At 65.6% G+C, this 20,722-nt stretch carries 20 protein-coding genes, 1 tRNA gene and 1 other RNA gene; 9 read left to right on the top strand and 13 right to left on the bottom strand.

What is annotated here, in order from left to right:
* Positions 1–29 precede the first annotated feature (29 nt).
* A complete protein-coding gene (gene gnd / locus QNO08_RS11405) occupies positions 30–1,466 on the top strand; it encodes an NADP-dependent phosphogluconate dehydrogenase (protein ID WP_229965383.1) in 1,437 nt (478 codons plus the stop codon).
* 137 nt (positions 1,467–1,603) lie between these two features.
* Here the strand turns inward: gnd and epsC are convergent, their stop codons facing one another.
* The 3 genes from epsC to msrA all read right to left on the bottom strand — a co-directional run bounded on the left by epsC (position 1,604) and on the right by msrA (position 3,812).
* Positions 1,604–2,188, bottom strand: coding sequence for a serine O-acetyltransferase EpsC (gene epsC, locus QNO08_RS11400; RefSeq protein ID WP_229965384.1), 585 nt, complete (start codon positions 2,186–2,188; stop codon positions 1,604–1,606).
* A 53-nt stretch (positions 2,189–2,241) separates the two neighbouring features.
* Positions 2,242–3,177: a cysteine synthase A gene (cysK, locus tag QNO08_RS11395; RefSeq protein ID WP_229965385.1), complete on the bottom strand. Its 936-nt coding sequence runs from the start codon at positions 3,175–3,177 to the stop codon at positions 2,242–2,244.
* Positions 3,178–3,287: 110 nt separating this feature from the next.
* Positions 3,288–3,812: a peptide-methionine (S)-S-oxide reductase MsrA gene (gene msrA, locus QNO08_RS11390; protein ID WP_229965767.1), complete on the bottom strand. Its 525-nt coding sequence runs from the start codon at positions 3,810–3,812 to the stop codon at positions 3,288–3,290.
* 132 nt (positions 3,813–3,944) lie between these two features.
* On the opposite strand from msrA, the gene QNO08_RS11385 reads away from it, so the two are divergent.
* The 3 genes from QNO08_RS11385 to QNO08_RS11375 all read left to right on the top strand — a co-directional run bounded on the left by QNO08_RS11385 (position 3,945) and on the right by QNO08_RS11375 (position 6,770).
* Positions 3,945–4,892, top strand: coding sequence for a Nif3-like dinuclear metal center hexameric protein (locus QNO08_RS11385; RefSeq protein ID WP_229965386.1), 948 nt, complete (start codon positions 3,945–3,947; stop codon positions 4,890–4,892).
* 69 nt (positions 4,893–4,961) lie between these two features.
* A complete protein-coding gene (locus tag QNO08_RS11380; protein ID WP_229965387.1) occupies positions 4,962–5,702 on the top strand; it encodes a zinc ribbon domain-containing protein in 741 nt (246 codons plus the stop codon).
* A 3-nt stretch (positions 5,703–5,705) separates the two neighbouring features.
* A complete protein-coding gene (locus QNO08_RS11375; protein WP_442860481.1) occupies positions 5,706–6,770 on the top strand; it encodes a reverse transcriptase-like protein in 1,065 nt (354 codons plus the stop codon).
* 15 nt (positions 6,771–6,785) lie between these two features.
* On the opposite strand, the gene QNO08_RS11370 is transcribed toward QNO08_RS11375, so the two are convergent.
* Entirely contained in the window at positions 6,786–7,550 is a 765-nt protein-coding gene (locus QNO08_RS11370) for a YaaA family protein (RefSeq protein WP_229965388.1), read from the bottom strand.
* A 112-nt stretch (positions 7,551–7,662) separates the two neighbouring features.
* Here QNO08_RS11370 and rnpB point away from each other — a divergent pair.
* The 3 genes from rnpB to QNO08_RS11355 all read left to right on the top strand — a co-directional run bounded on the left by rnpB (position 7,663) and on the right by QNO08_RS11355 (position 11,192).
* Positions 7,663–8,067: RNase P RNA component class A (gene rnpB, locus QNO08_RS11365), an RNA gene on the top strand.
* Positions 8,068–8,204: 137 nt separating this feature from the next.
* A complete protein-coding gene (locus QNO08_RS11360; protein ID WP_229965389.1) occupies positions 8,205–9,512 on the top strand; it encodes an MFS transporter in 1,308 nt (435 codons plus the stop codon).
* Positions 9,513–9,725: 213 nt separating this feature from the next.
* Complete coding sequence (locus QNO08_RS11355; RefSeq protein ID WP_269439156.1) at positions 9,726–11,192, top strand: glyceraldehyde-3-phosphate dehydrogenase; 1,467 nt, start codon at positions 9,726–9,728, stop codon at positions 11,190–11,192.
* An 82-nt stretch (positions 11,193–11,274) separates the two neighbouring features.
* Here QNO08_RS11355 and QNO08_RS11350 read toward each other — a convergent pair whose 3' ends face one another.
* The 5 genes from QNO08_RS11350 to QNO08_RS11330 form a co-directional block, all read right to left on the bottom strand.
* Complete coding sequence (locus QNO08_RS11350) at positions 11,275–11,847, bottom strand: peptide deformylase (protein ID WP_229965390.1); 573 nt, start codon at positions 11,845–11,847, stop codon at positions 11,275–11,277.
* A gap of 66 nt (positions 11,848–11,913) precedes the next feature.
* The gene (locus QNO08_RS11345; protein ID WP_229965391.1) at positions 11,914–13,071 is read right to left on the bottom strand and encodes an acyl-CoA dehydrogenase family protein; all 1,158 of its coding nucleotides are present in this window, start codon (positions 13,069–13,071) and stop codon (positions 11,914–11,916) included.
* A gap of 188 nt (positions 13,072–13,259) precedes the next feature.
* Positions 13,260–13,335: transfer RNA gene (locus QNO08_RS11340), tRNA-His, on the bottom strand.
* A 142-nt stretch (positions 13,336–13,477) separates the two neighbouring features.
* Complete coding sequence (gene orn / locus QNO08_RS11335) at positions 13,478–14,092, bottom strand: oligoribonuclease (RefSeq protein WP_284015751.1); 615 nt, start codon at positions 14,090–14,092, stop codon at positions 13,478–13,480.
* A gap of 123 nt (positions 14,093–14,215) precedes the next feature.
* Positions 14,216–14,929, bottom strand: coding sequence for a hypothetical protein (locus QNO08_RS11330; protein ID WP_229965392.1), 714 nt, complete (start codon positions 14,927–14,929; stop codon positions 14,216–14,218).
* A 302-nt stretch (positions 14,930–15,231) separates the two neighbouring features.
* Here QNO08_RS11330 and mptB point away from each other — a divergent pair, with 302 nt between their 5' ends.
* A complete protein-coding gene (gene mptB, locus QNO08_RS11325) occupies positions 15,232–16,770 on the top strand; it encodes a polyprenol phosphomannose-dependent alpha 1,6 mannosyltransferase MptB (RefSeq protein ID WP_229965393.1) in 1,539 nt (512 codons plus the stop codon).
* Here mptB and QNO08_RS11320 read toward each other — a convergent pair.
* Positions 16,733–17,965, bottom strand: a complete 1,233-nt coding sequence (locus QNO08_RS11320; protein ID WP_229965394.1) for a glycosyltransferase 87 family protein — start codon at positions 17,963–17,965, stop codon at positions 16,733–16,735. The two genes, mptB and QNO08_RS11320, sit on opposite strands and share 38 nt — an antisense overlap.
* Before the next feature lie 153 nt (positions 17,966–18,118).
* On the opposite strand from QNO08_RS11320, the gene QNO08_RS11315 reads away from it, so the two are divergent.
* Positions 18,119–18,532, top strand: a complete 414-nt coding sequence (locus QNO08_RS11315; protein WP_229965395.1) for a DUF3224 domain-containing protein — start codon at positions 18,119–18,121, stop codon at positions 18,530–18,532.
* Between the two features lie 28 nt (positions 18,533–18,560).
* Here QNO08_RS11315 and QNO08_RS11310 read toward each other — a convergent pair whose 3' ends face one another.
* Genes QNO08_RS11310 through QNO08_RS11300 form a run of 3 tightly spaced genes read right to left on the bottom strand, consistent with a single transcriptional unit; the run spans position 18,561 to position 20,687 of the window.
* On the bottom strand, positions 18,561–19,319 hold the full coding sequence (locus QNO08_RS11310; protein ID WP_229965396.1) for a M50 family metallopeptidase: 759 nt from the start codon (positions 19,317–19,319) through the stop codon (positions 18,561–18,563).
* Positions 19,320–19,363: 44 nt separating this feature from the next.
* A complete protein-coding gene (locus tag QNO08_RS11305) occupies positions 19,364–20,134 on the bottom strand; it encodes an anti-sigma factor (RefSeq protein WP_229965771.1) in 771 nt (256 codons plus the stop codon).
* Positions 20,118–20,687 carry an RNA polymerase sigma factor gene (locus QNO08_RS11300; protein WP_229965397.1) on the bottom strand — a complete coding sequence of 190 codons (570 nt, stop codon included), beginning with the start codon at positions 20,685–20,687 and terminating at the stop codon, positions 20,118–20,120. The genes QNO08_RS11305 and QNO08_RS11300 overlap by 17 nt, the downstream gene beginning before the upstream one ends.
* Positions 20,688–20,722: the final 35 nt, after the last annotated feature.

Below are 20,722 nucleotides of genomic sequence, written 5' to 3'. Positions count from 1 at the left end.
CTGGGGCCCCAAAGAATTCTGGAGAAAACTTGAGCGCACAAATTGGCGTCACCGGTCTGGCAGTAATGGGCGCAAACCTGGCCCGGAACCTGGCCCGGAACGGGTACACCGTGGCCCTTCACAACCGGTCGATCGAGAAGACTGACGCACTGCTGTCCGCGCACGGGGACGAAGGAGACTTCATCCGCACCGAATCCCTGCAGGAGCTGGTTGATTCACTCGAAAAGCCGCGCCGGGTCCTGATCATGGTCAAGGCCGGGGCGCCCGTTGACTCGGTGATCGAGAAGCTGGTGCCGCTGCTGGAAGCCGGTGACATTGTCATCGACGCCGGCAACTCGCACTACGAGGACACCCGCCGCCGCGAGGCCGCACTGGCCGAAAAGGACCTGCACTTCGTGGGCGTCGGAGTGTCCGGCGGCGAGGAAGGTGCCCTGCTGGGCCCGTCCATCATGCCCGGAGGCTCCAAAGAGTCCTACGACTCCCTGGGTCCGATGCTGGAAAAGATCGCCGCCACGTACGACGGCAAGCCCTGCTGCACCTGGATCGGCACCGACGGTGCCGGCCACTTCGTGAAGATGGTCCACAACGGCATCGAATACGCTGACATGCAGGTCATCGGGGAAGCTTATGACCTTCTGCGCTCAGCCGCAGGCATCGAGCCGGCCGAACAGGCCAAGATTTTCACCGAGTGGAACACCGGTCAGCTCAGCTCCTTCCTGATCGAAATCACCGCTGAGGTCCTGGCGCACACCGATGCCCGGACCGGCAAGCCGTTTGTCGACGTCGTCGTGGACTCCGCCGGCCAGAAGGGCACCGGCCGCTGGACTGTGGTCTCGGGCCTGGACCTGGGCTCGCCCGTGTCGGCGATTGCTGAATCAGTCTTTGCCCGGGCACTGTCCTCGCAGCGCGGCCAGCGCGAAGAGGCCCAGGGCATCCTTGCTGGCGGCGAAGCTGCCGTTGAGCTGCCCGAGACCTTCGTGGAGGACGTCCGGCAGGCACTGTACGCCTCCAAGCTGGTCAGCTACGCCCAGGGCATCGACATGCTCACCAGCGCCGCCAAGACGTACGGCTGGGACCTGAAGCTTGATGAGATCGCGTCGCTGTGGCGCGCCGGCTGCATCATCCGCGCGGAACTGCTCGATGACATTATGAAGGCCTACGCAGGCGACTCCGCACCGGCCAACCTGCTGCTGGCCCCGGCCTTCGCCGAGTCCATTGCCGCCGCCCTGCCGGCCTGGCGCCGTGTGGTGTCCGTTGCGGTCCAGCTGGGCATCCCGGTGCCCGTCTTCTCCTCATCGCTGGCCTACTACGACGGCCTGCGCCGCAAGCGCCTGCCCGCCGCCCTGACCCAGGGCCTGCGGGACCTGTTCGGCGCCCACACGTATCACCGCGTGGACGACGAGGGGACCTTCCACACGCTGTGGAGCGGTGACCACTCCGAGATCTCGGCGGTGGACACCCACTAGCACCCGCGGACCGAGCACCCGCAGAACAGCAAAAAAGGCCGCCGGCACCCTGGGAAATCCAAGGGTGCCGGCGGCCTTTTGCCGTTGGTGCCAAATGTCCGGGCGGGACGCCCGGGCAGCAGCCAGAGGCAGAACCGTCAGATGTAGATTGCGGGGTCGATGTACTCGGCCGGGTCCACGGCCGGCTGGGTCTCTTTCACATGGCGGTGCCGCCAACGGGCCGGGATTCCGGTGATGATGGAATCGGCCGGAGCATCCTTCACGACGACGGCGTTGGCGCCGACGGCGCTGTTCTTGCCGATGGTCACCGGGCCCAGGATCTTCGCGCCGGCGCCCACGGTGACGCCGTCACAGATGGTGGGGTGCCGCTTGATCCGGGCCAGGGAACGCCCGCCGAGGGTCACGCCGTGATAGAGCATGACGTCGTTGCCGATCTCCGCCGTCTCACCGATCACCACGCCCATCCCGTGATCAATGAAGAAGCGCCGGCCAATGGTCGCCCCGGGATGGATTTCAATTCCGGTGGCGAAGCGGGTTGCCTGGGAGAGCACCCGGGCCGGAAAACGCAGCCCCGGCCGGGCCCACATCCTGTGGGTCAGGCGGTGCATCCAGATGGCGTGAAGCCCCGAGTAGATCACAATGTTCTCGAGCGACCCGCGCGCGGCCGGGTCATGGGACGCCGCGGCGTCGAGGTCTTCACGCAGGCGTGCAAACAGGCTCACAGAGGACTTTCTGCTCGGGCGGATCCCGGTGGGAGCCGGGAATTGAACGGGTCTCAGTTCCGGATGTCGTCGTACAGAACGGTGGAGATGTAACGCTCACCGAAATCGCAGACCACGGCGACAATCAGCTTACCGGCGTTTTCCGGCCGCTTGGCCAGCTCAAGGGCCGCCCAGACAATGGCTCCCGAGGAAATGCCGCCGAGGATTCCCTCCTGCGTGCCCAGCGCCCGTGCGGTGGCCACGGAGTCCTCGATCGAAGCATCGATGACCTCGTCATAGATCTCGGTGTCGAGCACCTCGGGAACAAAGTTGGCACCCAGGCCCTGGATCTTGTGCGGTCCCGGAGAGCCGCCGTTGAGGATGGCGGAGTCCTTGGGCTCCACGGCGACGATCTGCACGCCGGGCTTGCGCTTCTTCAGGACCTGCCCGACGCCGGTGACGGTGCCGCCGGTGCCGACCCCGGCCACAAAGATGTCCACCTTGCCGTTGGTGTCTTCCCAGATCTCCTCCGCCGTCGTCTGGCGGTGGACCTCCGGATTGGCAGCGTTGGCGAACTGCTGGGCCCAGATGGCGTTCTCGGTGTTGGCCACGATCTCCTTGGCCTTGTCCACGGCGCCGCGCATGCCTTCGGAGCCCGGTGTCAGGACAATCTCGGCGCCGTAGGCGCGGAGCATGACGCGCCGCTCGGTGGACATGGTCTCCGGCATTGTCAGGATGACCTTGTAGCCGCGGGCGGCACCCACCATGGCCAGAGCGATGCCGGTGTTGCCGGAGGTGCCCTCGACGATCGTGCCGCCGGGCTTCAGTGCGCCGGCCTCTTCCGCGGCGTTGACGATGGCCACGCCGATCCGGTCCTTCACGCTGTTGGCGGGGTTGTAGAACTCGAGCTTGACCGCAACCTCGGCGTCAAGGCCTGCCGTCAGCCGGTTCAGCCTTACCAGCGGCGTGCCGCCGACCAGCTGCGTCACGTCGTCGTAAATCCGTCCCATGGTGTGTCCTCTATCCGTTGTGGGTGTTCTGGAAGCCTTGCGGCTCAAACGCCGCTGGTAAATACACGCAGCGGGGCCCGCTCAAGCCTATCGCCAAGCATGTACAAGAGTCAGTTGTCAAGCCATTCGGCGTAATATTTCCTCGCCTTGGCGAGCTTGGGGTTGATGATCACCTGGCAGTAGCCCACCTCGGGGTGCTTGGCGTAGAAGTTCTGGTGTTCGGATTCCGCCACATGGAACTCCGGCAGCGGCGAGATTTCCGTCACGATGGGATTGTCCCAGTGTGCCTGGGCGCGGTCCCGGGCCTTCTCGAATTCCTCGCGCTCCGTCTCGTTCGTATAGAACATCGAAGAACGGTACTGGGTTCCGACGTCGTAGCCCTGACGGTTCAGGGTGGTGGGGTCGTGGGAGATGAAGAACATGTCCAGGATCACTTCACCCGGAATAATGTCCTCATCAAAGGTCACTGCAACAACCTCCGCGTGGCCCGTGGTTCCCGAACAGACGCTGCGGTAGTCCGGATGGGCGGTCTGCCCGCCGGTGTAACCGGAAACAACTTCGGTCACTCCGCGGGTCTTTTGATATAGGGCGTCGAGGCACCAAAAGCATCCTCCGCCAAGTACATAGGTCTTCATACCCTCTATCAATGCGCGCACGCCCGGAAGAATTCCCGGTGCCGGGAACCGTCCGCTCTCCGCGCCGGGAACCGGGTGCGGCACGGCACGGCCGAATTGAGCGCGGGTTGCCGAGCGGGTACAACTGAAACCATGGAAACAAACAAGCCCGCCGAAGGCAGCGAACCGGCGGCACCGGGAACGGAACCGGACCAGCACGCCGCGGCAAACCCGGAACCGGCCGCAACGGCGGCAGCCTCCGTGCCCACCCTGGGAGATGTGCTGCTGGCCGCCGAGGAACTGTGGCCCGAAACCCTGGCCGAGGGCTGGGATGCCGTCGGTTTGGTGGCCGGACGCCCGTTCCGCGCCGTCGAACGCATTCTCTTTGCCGTGGACCCCACCGCCGAGGTGATCGACGAAGCCCTCGACTGGGGTGCTGACCTGCTGGTGACCCACCATCCTCTGTTCCTGAAGCCGGTCCATTCGGTGGCCGGCACCGGATTCAAGGGCGACGCCGTCCACCGCCTCATCGAAGGCGGATGCGCGCTGCTGACAGTGCATACCAACGGCGACAGCGCCGTCGGCGGAGTATCGGACGTCCTGGCCGACGCGTTCGGCCTTCACGGGGTCGTGCCCCTGGTTCGCGCCGAGGACGGACTGCCCGAGGAAGGCATCGGCCGGGTGGGGGAGCTGTCCGAAGCCACCACCCTGGCGGACTTCGCCAAACTGGTCTTCAGCATCCTGCCCGCCGTGGCCGGCGGCGTCCGCGTGGCCGGAGATCCGCACGGCCTCGTCCGCCGGGTTGCCGTCTGCGGCGGTGCCGGAGACAGCCTTTTCGACGCCGTGCGCCGGCATAAGGCTGACGTTTACGTCACAGCCGACCTGCGCCACCATCCGGCATCCGAGGCGCGCGAAGCGGCCGTCAACGGACGGCCCTACCTGATCGACGTCTCCCATTTCGGCAGTGAATGGCTGTGGTTGACCCCCGCAGCCAACGCCCTGGAGAACATGCTCAACGATCAGGGCTTCGCAGCGGAGATCCGAATCAGCGGCACCAACACCGATCCATGGGACTTTGTGCTGACCCCCGGGCTGAACTGATCTGCGCCCTTGGCATAGGCTAGGGGAGGAACCGGCCAGGTTGGTCCGGTCATAGGTGGAGGTTTTTCGGTGGCAAAAGCATCGTCGGCGGAGCAGCTGCGGCTGCTCGATTTGCAGGCTCTGGACAGTAACGTTCGTAAACTCCGGAACCGGGCTCGCAGCGTCAGCGACAACTCGGCCATCGCGGAACTTGGGCTGCAGCGGGCAGCGGCGCAGAGCAAGCTCGTGGCCGCCTCCACTGAGGCAGCCGACGTCACCCGCGAACTGACCCGTGCGGAGGCCGACGTCGCGTCAGTGGTGGCCCGCATCGACCGCAACCGGAAACACCTGGACAGCGGCATGGGCACCTCCAAGGAGCTCACCGCCCTGCAGAGCGAAATGGAATCGCTGCAGCGCCGGCGCTCCGATCTGGAAGACGTGGAACTGGAAGTCATGGAACGCCTGGAGGCCGCCAAGGCCGCCGAGGAGCAGTTCCGGCAGGCAGCACAGGCCATCGACGCCGAGGTGTCGGAGCTGGAGCAGGCGCGCGACGCCGAACTGGCCGAGATCGAAGCCGAACGCCTCACCGTCGTCGCCGAGCGTGAGGAACTGGCCGCCACCTTTGAACCGGCGCTGCTGGCAATCTACGAAAAGACACTGGCCAAGAACGGCATCGGCGCTGCACGCCTGTTCAACGGAACCTCCGAAGGGTCCGGTATGCAGCTGAGCCCCGGAGACCTCGCCGACATCCGCAAGGCCGCCGAGGACGACATTGTGTTCTGCCCCGACTCCGGCTGCATCCTGGTGCGTTCCGCTGAGTGGGGCAGCTGATCCGTGACCCTGTTTGACCCGTCTGACGCTCCCGCCGCGCCTTCCGGCACCGAATCACCTGCCGGCCAGGCCGCGGGCGGCGTCCGGCGCACGCTGATTGTGGAGGCCGACGGCGGTTCCCGCGGCAACCCCGGGCACGCCGGCTACGGTGCGCTGGTGCGCGACCCCGATACCGGAGCCATCCTCGCCGAAAAAGCCGAGTACATCGGAAAGGCCTCCAACAACGTGGCCGAGTACTCCGGCCTGCTGGCTGCCCTGGAAATGGCGCATGAGATCGACCCCGACTGCTGGATCCTCGCCAAGATGGACTCCAAGCTCGTTGTGGAGCAGATGAGCGGGCGCTGGAAGATCAAGCACGAGGACATGCAGCGGCTGGCTGCGAAGGCGCGGGCGATCGTCAATCCGCGCCGGGTGAAGTACCAGTGGATTCCGCGTGAAATCAACAAGGACGCCGACAGGCTCTCCAACGAAGCCATGGACGCCGGCATGGCCGGAATTCCGTGGGTGCACAAGGGCGGTCTGGCGCTCAAGGGCGGTGTGGCATTCGCTGACGCCGCGCCGGCTCCGGAAGCATCTCCGGAGGCATCTCCGGAAACCGCTGCAGCGGGGGCAACCGCCGCGCAGCCGGCAGCCGAACAGGCGTCTGCCGCGGCGCCGTCCCCGTCGGGGCGGCTGCACCACGCCGAGATCTGGGTTCGGGACTTTCCGGCGGCCGAAGCCTCGCTGGGCTGGCTGCTGGAACGGCTGGGCTACCTGCGCACCGACGCGTGGGATTCCGGGGCCAAATGGCAGGGAGAGCACAGCTATCTCGTCATCGAAGCGGGGCCGGACGTGGCGGACGCCAACCATGAGCGTCGCCGGCCGGGCCTGAACCACCTGGCGTTCCGCGCCGGAACGCCCGCCGACGTCGAGCTGCTCGCCCGGCGCGCGGCAAGCCACGGCTGGACGCTGCTCTTTGCCGACCGGCATCCCCATGCGGGCGGGCCGGAGCACTACGCCGCCTACCTGGAAAACAGCGAGGGGTTCGAAGTGGAGCTGGTTGCCGACGGACCTGCTGAACAGGACTAGCCCTGCTGAACAGGACTAGCCCGGCAGGATGATGTTCAGCTGGAACGGCTTGCGGGCAGTGGCCGGCACCAGTTCCGCCTCCCACTTTTCCTGAGCTGCCGCCAGCAGCTGTTCGGGAGTGGCCGGGTCGCTGCCGGCCCGCGTGAGCAGATGCCGGGCGAGCTCGCCCCGGGTGTGCTTGGCGAAGTGCGAAACCACGGTGCGTTTGCCGTTCCGCACCTGAAAGACGCTGACTGCCGCCGCCGTCGAGGGGTCCGGAGCCCAAGCCGCAGCGTAGGTGCTGGACCTGCAGTCCACCACCAGATGCCCGGCCGCGTGCTCGGTAAGGGCCTGGGCCAGATGCGCTTTCCAAAAGGACGCCAGCTTGCCGGTCTCCGGCAGCTTCACGGCCATGGAAAGCCGGTACGCCGGAATCGGATCGCTGAAGCCCAGCGCACCCCACAGGCCGGAGATGACGACGACGGCGTCGTCGGCCTTGCGCTGCTGGGCGGGGGTCAGCTCCGCATAGCCCAGGGCGTCATACAGCACACCAGAGTAGATGCGGTGGGCCGGAGCGCAGGGTTCCTCGTGGAGCACAACGTTCCGGCGGACCTCGGCGGCCAATGACGGGCCGACACCCAGGATGCTGTGGGCATCCGCTGCGGTGCTGGCCTCGGACAGCGCAGCGAGCACCTGTTTGCGGGCATCAGTGAGCTGCGGGAAGTGCAGCTTGTCGGGATCGAAGCCGGGACCGGTTACGGCCGGTGTTTTTCCTTCGGAGGGTGGCAGCAGAATCAGCACCAATTAATCGTACGTGAGCCGCGGCGTCCGCTTTCCCGCCCGCGTCCCCGGCCCACGGTCCGGCCGATGAGAATCCGGAGAACCGCGTTTAGGCGGTAGCATTGAGGCTGGACGGGTTGGCCAGGCGATCGCGTTGGTTCCTTTTTAAAGGTGCCGCCGAGGAAAGTCCGGGCTCCGCAGAGCAGGGTGGTGGGTAACGCCCACTCGGGGAAACCCGCAGGCCAGTGCCACAGAAAAGAAACCGCCGTCGGCAGTGTCCTCCCTGTGAGGACCACTGTCTTTCGGTAAGGGTGAAAAGGTGGTGTAAGAGACCACCAGCGTTCCGGGTGACCGGAACGGCTAGGTAAACCCCACCCGGAGCAAGGCCATACAGGACACGTTTGAGGGCTGCTCGCCCGAGGTGTTCGGGTAGGCCGCTCGAGGGCGCCGGCAACGGCGCCCCTAGATGGATGATTGCCGCCTCCGGCCCGGTAACGGACCGGAGATACAAAACCCGGCTTATCGGCCAGCCCGTCCCACTAAATCCTTGTTTATCCCCCGGAAGTTCCTCCCCTGGCAACAGGCCGGCGCGCCCGGCGCGGGGTTTTCCACAGGATTTGCGAAAGATCGCATCAATTAACCCGGCCCCGCGGTTTCCGGGACTATTCTGTGGCAATGTCCCAGACGCCAACGAAACGCCAGCCGCTGGTGCTCCGCAATGCGAATTTCCGGGCGTTGTGGCTTTCGTCGACTGCGGGAATTTTCGGTACCTCCGTGGCGGCGGTCGCCCTTCCCCTGATCGCAGCCGTGGAATTGGATGCTTCCGACTTTGCCGTCGCGGCCCTGTCCGGTGTGGGATTCCTGCCGTGGCTGCTGTTCGGCCTTCCGATCGGCGCCCTGGTGGACCGCTACCGCCGAAAACCAGTGGTGATGGCGGCCCTGGTGCTGCGGATAGCCGTGCTGATGTCCCTGCCGGTGGCGTTCTGGATGGACCGGCTTACCGTCCTGCAGCTGTTCGTGGTGTCGTTCCTGTCCGGCCTGGCTGCCGTTTTTTCCATGCTGGCCGAGTCTGCGCTGCTCCCGCGGGCCGTGCCGCGGGAGGAACTCATCGAAGGCAACGGGCTGATGACGGGCTCAGCCGCTTCGGCAGACGCCGTCGGCCGCGGCCTGGGCGGCTGGCTCACGGGGGTCTGGGGCGCTTCGAATTCGCTCCTGCTGCAGGTGGCGGCTTCGGTGGCGTCCCTGAGCTCGGTGGCTACCCTGAAGGTCACCGAAGCCGCAACCGTTCCGCGCGCCGGGAACCGGATCTTCCGTGACATGGGGGAGGGCCTTCGCTACAGCTTCAGTACGGCACCTCTGCGGACCATCCTGCTCGCCGGGGCGCTGTGGAACCTGGGCGGGGCCATCGTTGTATCGCTGATGGTGATTTTCGTGGTGCGCACCCTGGGGGAGTCCGGAGCCATGCTGGGCTTCCTGACGGCCTCCACGGCGCTCGGCGGAACCCTGGGCGGGCTGACCGTCCGGCGGGCCACCGAGCGCTGGGGATCGGGCACCGTGTGGCGCTTCTCGATGGTCCCGGCGGTGCTGGGCTATTCCTGCCTGCTGCTGATGACGCCGGGATGGGGCTTGGTTCCCGGTTTTGCCGGCCTGTTCCTGGCCGGGTTCGCCATCTCCATGAACGTGGTGGTGGGCACCAGCTTCCGGCAGCGGGTCTGCCCGCCAAGCATGCTGGGCCGGCTGGGCTCCGCCTCCCGGATGGTGACGTGGGGAATGCTGGCCGTCGCCGGCGTGATCGGCGGAGCACTCGCGGATCCGCTGGGTGTCCGCGGAGCCATCATCACCGGGCTGGCCATTGCCGTCCTGGCTCCGGCCGTGGCCGCGTTCGGGCCGCTGCGCGGCATTCGGAACCTGGAGGATCTGGAGCCCGTTCCGGAGGAGAACATCGGGAAAAACACCGATGAGCGCATTTCCGGGCGACCGTAACAGCTCAGTGTGTGTGACTAACATCTCGCGCAACATGCAAGTGCGTCACGTGTGTCCTAATACACTTGGAGGGACCGAGGCGCGGGATGTCCGCAGCCTCGGACACACGTCGCACGCCGGATAATTCTGCAGCCACCGCTGCAGGGCCCGGGCGAACGCGAGTTGACCAACCGGCACAAAGCAGTGCCGGCTGAGAGAAGGATGTGAAGATCTTTGAGCCAGTTCTCCGATGCCTGCCTTGATACCTGGATGGACCGCGAGGCCCTCGCCGAGGCAATGATTCCGCTGATCGGGCGGCTGTACCGGGAAAACAGTGTGGTCACCTCGGTGTACGGCCGGCCGCTGGTCAACCGGTCAGTCATCGATATCCTCAAGGCGCACCGGTTTGCCCGGCAGATCGACGAAGTGGAGCTGCCGGTCTCCGACACGTACCCGCTGCTGCAGGCACTGACCGAGCTTGAGCTCGGTGCGGCGTCCATCGACCTTGCCCGCCTGAGCCTGAAGTACAAGGCCGAGGGCAACGGAACGGACCTCGTCGAGTTCCTCCGCGCCGAGCTGTCCGGAGTGGCCGGCAAGCACGGCGCCGACGACCGCACCAGCACCGACGTCGTGCTCTACGGCTTTGGCCGGATTGGGCGCCTGCTGGCCCGCATCCTCATCGACCACGCCGGCGGCGGACAGGGACTTCGCCTGCGCGCGATTGTGGTCCGCAAGGGCTCGGACAATGACCTGGTCAAGCGTGCATCGCTGCTGCGCCGCGACTCGGTGCACGGCGCCTTCGACGGCACCATCACCGTGGATGAGGCCAACAACACCATCCTGGCCAACGGCACCCTGATCCAGGTCATCTACTCCAACGACCCGACGACCGTTGATTACACGGCCTTCGGCATCAACAACGCCGTCGTCGTCGACAACACCGGACGCTGGCGCGACGAAGAAGGTCTGGCCCAGCACCTGCGCGCCAAGGGCGTCGCCCGCGTTCTGCTCACGGCCCCGGGCAAGGGCAGCCTCAAGAACATCGTGCACGGCATCAACCACGAGGCGATCACCGACGATGACAAGATCATCACGGCGGCGTCCTGCACCACCAACGCCATCACCCCGGTGCTGAAGGTCCTCAACGACAAGTACGGCATCATCCACGGACACGTTGAGACGGTGCACTCGTTCACGAATGACCAGAACCTGATCGACAACTTCCACAACGGTGACCGGCGCGGCCGGTCCGCCGCCCTCAACATGGTGATCACCGAAACCGGTGCCGCCAAGGCCGTGGCCAAGGCACTGCCGGAACTGGCGGGCAAGCTCAGCGGCAACGCCATCCGCGTTCCCACCCCCGACGTCTCGATGGCGATCCTGAACCTGAACTTCGAGACCGCCACCACCAAGGAAGAGATCAACGCCTTCCTGCGCGAGACCTCGCTGAACTCGGACCTGCACAAGCAGATCGACTACATCGATTCACCGGAGGTCGTGTCCACCGACTTCGTGGGTTCCAAGCGCGCCGGCATCGTCGACGGCCTGGCCACCATTTCCAACGGCAAGAACGCCGTTCTCTACGTCTGGTACGACAACGAGTTCGGTTACAGCTGCCAGGTGATCCGGGTGCTGGAGGAAATGGCGCATGTGAATCCGCCGGCCTTCCCCCGCGTTCAGGAATTGGCCGCCTCGCTCTAAGCGGTTTCCACCCGCGAAATGGCAGAAGGTGCGCTTCCCAGAGCTGGGAAGCGCACCTTCTGCCATTTCGGCGGTTGGTTTCCTAGTGGCCGAACGGATCCGGGTCGACGCCGGGCATCCAGGTCAGCCCCGGAACGTTCCAGCCGTGGGCCTTGATCACCTTGCGGGCCTTGCGGCTCCACCGGTCGTTGAGCTTGTCCACATAGAGTTTGCCGTCCAAGTGGTCGTACTCGTGCTGCAGGACGCGGGCAAACCAGTCGGTGGCCTCGAATTCCACCGGCGCGCCGTTTTCGTCGAAGCCGGAAATCTTCACCCATTCAGCGCGGTTCACGGGGAAATTCTCGCCGGGCACCGACAGGCAGCCTTCAGCGTCCTCTTCGGGGTCCGGGGCGGAGCCGGGAACCTTGGAGGTGATGAGCACGGGATTGACGACGACGCCGCGGTCGGGGGCATCGTCGTCGTTCTGGAAAGCGAAGGTAAAGAGGCGCAGCCCCACGCCCACCTGCGTAGCTGCCAGTCCGACGCCGTTGGCCGCGTCCATGGTTTCGTACATGTCGGCGACCAGGGTGCGCAGTTCGTCGTCGAACTTTTCCACCGGAGCGGCGCGGCGGTGCAGGACGGGTTCGCCGTGGATGACGATGGGACGGACTGTCATGGCTGTCTTTCTGTAGGACGGGCGGTGCTGGTGCTGCAAGAAGTGCGGGTGCGGCAAGCGCGGCGGCTAGGCGGTGATCTGCCGGCCGATGACTTCGCGCATGATCTCGGAGGTGCCGCCGAAGATGGTCAGCAGCCGTGCGGCGAGGAACGCCTGCGCCACCGGGTACTCGAGGATGTAGCCGTAGCCGCCGTGCAGCTGCAGGCAGCGGTCGGTGATGGACTTGACGCGTTCACTGGCCCAGAGCTTGGCCTTGGCCGCGGAGACGGCGTCCAGCTTCCCCTCGTTGAACGCTCCAATGGCTGAGTCCACGTATGCCTCGGTGACCTCAACCTCGGTGAGGATGTCGGCCAGGGCAAAGCGGCTGTTCTGGAAGTCGGCAACCCGTTCACCGAAGGCGTTGCGGTTCTTCGTGTACTCGACAGTGGCTTCATAGATCTGCCGGGCGACGGCGGAGGAGGCGACGGCGATGGCCAGCCGGCCCTGGGGGAGCTGGCCGGCGGCGTACTCCAAGCCGCGGCCCACTTCGCCGACAAGGTTCCCCTCCGGAACAAGGACGTTGTCGAAGAAAAGCTCGGCGGTGTCCGAGGCTTTCAGCCCCATCTTGTCCAGCTGCCCGCCGGTGACGTAGCCCTCGGTCTTTTCCACCATGAACATGCTGAACGAGTCCCTGCCGCCGCGGCCCGTGCTTCCGTCGGTGCGGGCCAGGACCAGGGACGCATCGCCGCTGATTCCGTTGCCGATGAAGGTCTTCTGGCCGCTCAGGCGCCAGCCGCCGTCGTCGGCGCGGACGGCCTTGGTGCGGATGCCGCGCAGGTCACTGCCGGCACCGGGCTCCGTCCAGGCCACGGAGGTGACCTTGGCGCCGCTGACCATGTCCGGCAGCCAGCGCTCCTTGAGGTCGTCGGAGCCGTAGGCCAGCAGATGGGGGAGGACCATGTCGTCGTGCAGGTGGAACGCCAGGGCGACCGCGAGGTGGTTGGCTTTCGCGAATTCCTCATCCATTACGGCGCGGAAGCGGTAGTCGGGCATGCCGGCGCCGCCGAACTCTTCCGGAACGGCCAGGCCGAGCAGGCCCTGTTCGCCGGCGGCCGTCCACAGCTGCCGGGGCATCATGTGTTCGGCATCCCACCGGGCATACCCGGGGGCAACCTCGCGGGCGTTGAATTCCCGGGCGAGGTCGCGGAAAAGCTCATGGTCTTCTTCGAACAAGCTGCGCTCCAAGGCGGCATCTCCTCATTGGCTGGCCACACTGATTTTCAGCGGCGGTGGCCGGTGGTTCATTGGCTTGCTGCGGCGCTGCGCTGCGGTCGTTGCGGCGGGCCGGAGCACCTCATAACAGTCAAACACAACAAAGGCCGCCCCGAATCAAACCGGGGCGGCCTTTGTGAAGCTGGTCCTGCCAACTTCATTGGGGTGAGTAACGGGGGTTGAACCCGCGACCTCCTGGACCACAACCAGGCGCTCTGCCAACTGAGCTATACCCACCATGTGCCCCGGATAACATATTTCCAAAGTCCAGGCGAGTGGTCTTTGCAAACTCATTTATCTGGGGCAGCGGAATCAAGCTTACACGGTTTTTCGGGTAGTCCTGACCAAGTTCGGGCCGGGTGGCCCAAATGTGACCGAGCTAACCTTTGATGTCCTCGATGATGCCCGCGGCGATCTTCTTGGCTGTGGCCGAGTCCGGTCCCGGAGCCGGCACAAAAACGGCTTGGCGGTAGTACCGGAGTTCATTGATGGAATCCACGATGTCGCCCAGCGCCCGGTGGTTTCCCGTCTTGGCGGGCGCCTGGAAGTACGCGCGGGGATACCAGCGGCGTGCCAGTTCCTTGATGGTGGAGACATCGATGATCCGGTAGTGCAGGTAATCGATGACCTCGGGCATGTCCCGGGCCAGGAACATCTTGTCAGTGCCCACTGAGTTCCCGGCCAGCTGCGCCTTCTTGGGCTCCGGAACCCACTTGGTGATGTAGTCAATCACCTGGGCTTCCGCCTCAGCCATGGACATGCCGTTCGGCAGTTCATCCAGGAGCTTGGAGGTGGTGTGCATGTTCCGCACAAAGTCACCCATCTGCGCGAGGGCGGCGTCATCGGGACGGATGACGACGTCCACCCCGTCCCCCAGAATATTCAGCTCGGAGTCGGTCACCAGGACTGCCACTTCGATCAGGGCGTCATTCGTGATGTCCAGCCCGGTCATTTCACAGTCAATCCAGACAATGCGTTCATTAGTTATTGGCACAGAACCAATGTACCGCTTGGCTCCGGCAGCGCGCGGCGCGCTGTGTTGCGATGCACGCACCGAAGAATCCGTGCCTTCGGCGGTGCCGGAGGTTCCAAGGCCGGAGGATCAGAAGCTGGAGCGTCAGAGGCCGGAGTGGCTGCGCTGCCTGCGGTCCGGAGAATCGGCGTCGGGAGCAGCGGGCACGACGACGGCGGAGGCGGCAGCGGCGTTGTGTCGCTGGATCGGGAGCTGGCCGGTTTCGGGCGGGCCGAAGGTGCGTGTCCAGCGGCTTTCCGCGGGCTCCTCGGTGTCGGCTGAGTCCGCAGCAGCCGCAGCAACTCCTGATGCCGTCGGTGCCGTCAGCGTTGCAGCAGCAGGTACTGCAGGTGCTGCCGGTTCCACAATCTGGACCGGAGCCACAGTCTCGACCGGAGCCGCGGGGGCCGGGGCAGGATCCGCAACCGGGACGGTCACGACGCCCGAAGGAGTCGACGAGGCGTACCAGACGGCCGCAAAGGCCAGGAGAAGCACGAGGGCGGATGCGGCAGTGACAGGCCAGTCGACGCCGACCCAAACCATGGCTGCGGCTGCGGTGGCGGTCAGGAAGAAGCCCCAGCCGAGCAGATCGTAATTGATCTGGGCGGGCTTCTGCGAGGGCTTCCGGAAGGGCTTCGGCGCCGCGGAGCCGGCGGCTGCAGGTTTGGAGCTGCGGCGCGGACGCAGTGCCTCGCTGCTGACAGGTCGCAGTGTCGAAACGGGTTCCTCGCTGTCTCCGCGCCTGCGCTGCGGCACCGGAACCTGCGGTCCGTCGTCGTGCTTCTGTCTGTCTTCACTGTCTGCCCGGTGGCGCCCCACAGCCCATACCGCCTTGCGTTGATGATCCAAACGGATGTCAGTGTATGTGACGCACCCCGCATACCTGTGTTCCGGCTCCGGCGCGTCCGCACCATCCCGGATTTGCGCGCGCTGCGATGCTAATATTTGGGCTACTGACGGTCCTCGCCGCGGTGCATCGGTGCTGGTTGTACGGTACCGTCGGCCACGCTGATTTGCTGCTGGTGACTGCAGCTCGTGAAATCCGGCCTTCGCCGTGAAATCAGGCCCGCGCCGCCACGCCGTTGGGTAACCGTACAAACCCAAAGATTGGAACCACGCAGATGACCGCCCAGGTCCCCGCGACCGAGCCTTCGTCTCCGGACACGGAGATCGCGAAAGCCAACAATCCGAACGTCGCGATCATCCAGGGCCTCGTCGGTTCCATCATGATGCTTGCCGGCTCGCTTGGTGTCGGATGGCTGTCCCTGGCTTCCTATGACCTGCGCCGCAACCCGGTGATCATGTGGCTCCGGTTTGAGCCGGAGGGCTCCGTGCTTGCCGTCTTCCTGCTGGCACTGGGCGGCATGCTCCTCGTCCGTTCGTGGCTGAGGCTCGGGCAGCGCATCACGTCCTGGGGGCCGGAAACCCGGCCGGTGGTGCTGAAGGCGATCGTTGCCTGGGGCGGTCCGATGTGCCTGGCACTGCCGCTCTTCAGCCGCGATGTCTTTGCTTACATTGCGCAGGGCCTGGTCATGGTCAGCGGGCTGAATCCGTACAAGGACGGCTATTCGCAGATTTCCAATTATCTGCAGACCGGCGCCGACGATCTGTGGGCGCAGAGCCCCACGCCGTACGGCCCGGTGTTCCTGTGGCTGGAGGAACTCGTCGTCGGCATCACCGACGGCCAGCCGGAGTTCTCGATCCTGCTCTTTCGGCTGATCTCCCTGATCGGTGTGGCGCTGTGCGTCTACTACGTTCCCAAGCTCGCCGAACTGCACAACATCAACCCCAACCGCGCCCTGTGGCTGACGGCGGCCAACCCGTTGTTCCTGACCACCTTCATTGCCAGCATCCACAATGACGCCCTGATGATCGGGCTGGCACTGGCCGGCTTGTACCTGGCCGCCACCAAGCGTGCGCTTCCCGGCATCCTGCTGATCACGCTGTCCATTGGCATCAAGCCGATCACCGTCATCCTGCTGCCCTTCGTGGGCCTGATGTGGGCGGGCAAGGGCGCTTCCTGGCCGCGCAAATTCCTCTACTGGTTCATGACCGCCGGAATCTCCCTGGGCATCCTGTGGATCATGGGCATCGTGAACGGTTTCGGCTTTGGCTGGGTCGGTGCGCTGAGCACTCCCGGCAGCGTCTGGATTTGGTACGCACCGGTCGGCTTCCTCGGCATGCTCGTCGCCACCCTGGGCAATGCCCTCGGCCTTCCCGGCTGGACGTTTGCCGACATCGTGCACACCGTCGGCCGGGTCGTGTCCGTCGTGATCGTGCTCTGGCACATGTTCGTGGGCGAGTACAGCAGGCTGGTGCGCCGTCTGGCCCTGGCGTTTGCCGCCGTCGTCCTGCTCGCGCCGATGATCCAGTCCTGGTACGTGGTGTGGCTGATTCCGCTGTTTGCCGTCACCGGAATCCGCAACGACTGGCAGGTGAAAACGCTTTACCTGCTGGTCTCGTTCTTCATGGTTTACGCGATCAGCGACCAGCTGGACATCTGGCCCTACTTCGACTTCAGCCTCAGCGCCGCCAGGCAGATTGCTGCCGTGACGGCGCTGGGCTTCGCGCTGTATCTGATCTTCTTGGACCGCAAGACGAAGGTCCTCTTCCAGCGAAAGCTTACGGAGCCGTCTCCGGGCGAACTCCGGGTGCGCTGAGGCGGCCGGCGCCGCCTGCCTTGGTCAGGCGGACAATCCGCACCAGCGACCAGACGAAGAGGACCAGCAGCAGGATGTTGCGGACCGTGAGCAGCAGCGCCACAACCACGTTCAGGTCGTTGTACAGCGCAGCGTAGAACATCGGGTAAACCAGTGTGGTCAGCGGAGCGATGACCAGCATCAGGATCGCCGGGACGCGCCAGCTGCGGCCCTCCCAGGCCACTCCGACGGCCACCACGGCGCCCAGCCACAGCATGAACTGCGGCGAGCCCACCTTGTTGAACACGATGAATGCGGCCACCAGCGCCAGCGATCCGGCGATGAGCAGCTGCCCGGCGTCGGCTCCCCGGCGCATGGCCCACAGAAGCAGGACGACGACGGCGAGGGCCGCCAGCGCCAGCAGCGGCATCATCAGCGCGGCCACCGGCTCGCCGAGTGCACCGCGGACCTCGCGCGTGTTGATGAGCTTGTCCTCGAAAATGTAGGCATCAGATCCGCCCAGAATCGCCTGCCACAGCCCGGGCGTCGTGAACGGGGCCTCCATCTGCATGCCGCGGGCACCCTGGGCGCCAATGAAGGACAGCAGGTGGGAGATTCCGCCGCCGGCGACCACAACTCCGGCCATGAGAAGGGATACAGCCGCGCCGGTCAGCAGCAGCGTTCCGCGGCGGCGCCAGGTGACCAGGACCGCCAGGATCACCGCCGCCGGCCAGACCTTCATCCAGGTGGCGAACGCCAGCAGGGCCGAAGCCACGACGGGACGCTTGGCCAGCAGCAGCAGCGCGATGACCACCAGAGGTGCCGTAAGGCCGTCCACTCGGCCCACAGCCACCGGGCCCAGCAGCCCGGTGATGAGCAGCCACCAATACGAAGCCGCATAGCGGACCGGGGTTCCCGGCTTGCTCAGAACGGCCACGGCAGCGGCGTTCAGCGCCGTGAAGATGAGGAACCAGACCAGCTGATACGGGCCCCAGCCCAGCACAGCGGCCAGGAGCATGGGAACCAGTGCTCCGATCGGATAGACCCAGTCCGCACTGATGCCCTGCCAAATGCCGTTCTCGATGCCGTCGAAGGCCCACTGCCGGTAGAAGATGATGTCGCTGAGCACGCCGCCTGAGAAAATGAGCGACGACAACGCTGCGAAGAAGACTAAATGGACCACAGCGAAGCAAATCCATAACGATTTGCGGTGCATGAAGCGCTCCTGCAAAGGGGCCAATTTCTGCGACATTCCGGGTGGTTCTCCTTAGGTGATGCAGGTGCCGTGTCCTGTTCGGACACAGCGATAAGGCTACCGGCGGCCGCGCCGCGGCATGCAATCCGCCGTCGGACACGGGATACTGGAAGGATGACCGACGGAACAGAACACGTAATTACGGCAGATTTTGATGTCTCGGAATGGGAACCGACGCCTTATCAGGTGGAAGGAACCAACAGCGAACTCTCCACAGTCCGCGCAGTGAAGATCTTTGAAGGCGACATCCTGGGCACCAGTGTGGCGGACCTGATCATGGCCGGAAACGCCGTCGGCGCCGGCTATGTCTGCTCCGAGGTGTTCGCAGGATCCATTGCCGGGCGGGAAGGCACCATGGTCATTCAGCACTGGGGCGTCGCCGAAGGAACCGCGACCGCCAGCTCCGGCCACATTATTCCCGGCTCCGGCACTGACGGGCTCGCCGGCATCGCCGGGAAGGCCCACTTCACGCAGGAACCCGACGGCCAGCACCGACTGGAACTGCGGGTGACCCTGCCGGAGGAGTGACCCGGGAATCCGTGGCTCAGCGCAGCGCTCAGGACAACCAGCCGGCCGCGGGGCGGGCCCACCAGAGTGCCGCAGCCACTGACGCCGTGATCACGGCAGCAAACGCTGCCAGCCACAGTGCCGACGGCACGCCGGTGCGCTGATAGAGGATGTAGGCGTCCGAGCTCTGCAGGGACCGCCTGCGCCGGGTGTGGACGCTCAGGACGTTCAGCCAGTCCCGGACGGCGCCCGACAGGAGGGCAATTCCCACCGCCAGCGTGATGCACGAAACGGCAAAAGGCGTGGCAAACCACACCAGCATCACCGAAACGGCGGCGCAGCCGCAGGCAATCAGCAGACCCTGGGCATTGCGGATGAACAGCAGCGCGGCCAGCAGCACCAGGGCACCGGCGGACAGCGCAAATCCGGCCCAGCCGGAGAAGGCGGCCCAGACCAGGAGCGCGCCGGTAACGGCCGGAACCGGATAGCCCCAGAACCCTGTCCAGGCAGCGGCAAAGCGGCTGCGTCCCATGCTGCGCATCTGCCCGGAATGATCGAATCGCAGCTCGATGCCCTTCACCACCTGCCCGGTCATCAGGGCGGCAAACGCATGCCCGAGCTCATGGACGAACGTCACGAACAGGCCGAACCAACGCCACACGGGCCGGGGAATCGTGAGTGCCGCAGCGGCGGCGGCGATCAGGAGCAGGACCGGCCAAGCGACCTCCAGGGGAGCGCCGCGCGAAAAACCGTCAGCGACCTTGGACCACCACTGCGTTATGACGGATCCGACAGTACCGAAATCCACTAAAGAACCACATCCACTAAAAAACGTCCCCCAAGAAGCATGAACTAAAGATCCAGCTGTCCGCGCAGGATTGAATTCCCGGAGTGCGCGGGGTCGCCGTCAAACGGCTCGTCCGAAATATCCACCACCGGATAGCGGTTCAGATCCAGGCCGGCGGGCAGCTCAAAACGCCCTTCGGTGCCTGCCATCGCGCCGAGACTGACCATCGACTGCGCGTCGGGTGCCAGGAGCCAGACCTCCCGGTAGCCCTGGGCGGCGTCGCTGCCGGAGGTCACCACGAGTTCGCGCCGGCCGTCCGGCAGCTGATCAACGACGGCGCTGCCCGTCTCGGAGTAGGACGCCAGGGGTGCCAGGTCCGCCGAAGCAACCGGTTCGGGGCCGGACACCGAATCCACTGTGCGCAGCGCACCCCAGGTCCCTGCTCCGGCGACGACGACGGCGGCTGCCGCAGCGGCCAGCCAAGTGACGGTGCGCCGGCGCCGGGCAGCGGCCAGGGACGGCACTGGGGAGGCCAGCGGGTCTTCCCACAGCTCTTCGTCGAGGTTGAGCGCCTGGTGAATGCCTGCCCACACGGAGGGTGCCGGAGGTTGCAGGGCTGCATCGGAGGGGTCCTCCCGCTCCGGCGGCGCAGCGGCCGGCTGCCGGCCGCTGCCGGATTCCTGGGTGCTTGTCCGGCGGGCAGCGGTAACCACCCGGGAGAAGGAACCAAAATCGGCCCGGCACCGCGGGCACTGTTCCAAGTGGGCGGTTTCCTCGTCGGTGGCGGGCTCACCCAACGCCAGGAGGGTGAGCGCGTCATCAGGCAGGTGCTGCATCACTGACCTCCAATCTTTGCCTCAGATGAACGAGGCTTCGGCGTATATGGCTCTTAACGGTCCCCAGCGGCAGTTCGAGCCGGTCGGCAATCTGCTGGTGGGTCAGGTCCTCGTGGAAAGCCAGTCGGAGGATTGAGCCCTGCGGTTCGCCGAGCCGGTCCAGTTCCGCATCGATGACCACCTTGTCGGCAACCCGATCCGGATTGCCGACACCGTCGTCGGCTTCTTCCCGGCGCTGGGAGGCCGCGGCCTCCCAGACGTTCGCCTCGCGGATCCGTGAGGCGCCCATGCCGAGGGCCACATTGCGGGTAATGCCGACCAGCCAGGACAGGAGGCCGGACAGTTCGGGGGAGTAGCTGGCCCGGTATTTCCATGCACGGATGAAGACTTCCTGCACGACGTCGTCGGCGGCAGCAGAATCAGCCAGGCGCCGGAGCGCGAGCGAGCGGATCAGGGGAGCGAACCGGCGGTAGGCCTCAGCGAGGGCCGTCTGGCTGCCGGAGGCGAAGGCGCGGTCAAGGGCCGCGTCCTGCTCAACGGAACCGGCTGGCATCGAGTGCGGTCTCCTGGTCTCGGGAATCCGGTCCA

Source organism: Arthrobacter sp. zg-Y820 (assembly GCF_030142155.1).
In the GTDB taxonomy this organism is placed as follows: domain Bacteria; phylum Actinomycetota; class Actinomycetes; order Actinomycetales; family Micrococcaceae; genus Arthrobacter_B.
This window is presented reverse-complemented; position numbering and strand designations above follow the sequence as displayed.